This is a genomic window from Micrococcus sp. GbtcB5, from assembly GCF_019091605.1.
GTDB classification, from domain to species: Bacteria; Actinomycetota; Actinomycetes; order Actinomycetales; family Micrococcaceae; genus Micrococcus; species Micrococcus luteus.
The window spans coordinates 1-246 of sequence record NZ_JAGXJK010000337.1 but is presented as its reverse complement, the minus strand read 5'-3'; the positions used below and the strand labels follow the sequence as shown (position 1 = coordinate 246).

1 pseudogene is annotated in these 246 nt (G+C 73.2%); it reads left to right on the top strand.

What is annotated here, in order from left to right:
- A pseudogene (locus tag KVS67_RS14230) lies at positions 1-246 on the top strand (hypothetical protein); the annotation flags it as partial.

Below are 246 nucleotides of genomic sequence, written 5' to 3'. Positions count from 1 at the left end.
GCCGGAGCCGGACAGGGGATTGAGCGAGGCCGACCCCCCGGCGTGGCAGCCGCGGCGGTCATCCCCGTGTGAGCTGGCCATCAGGGCCCCCGCAGGCGTCGTGGCTGCAGCAGCGGGTGCCCCGTCGGCTTCGACGCAGACGCCTGTAGGGGCCGCAATGTCATCGAACGTCAGGATGCGCCCCTGGAGCAGTCGCGCGGTCGGGGGGCCAGGTACGTCGTGGGCACGATCATCTACCGGCCCGCC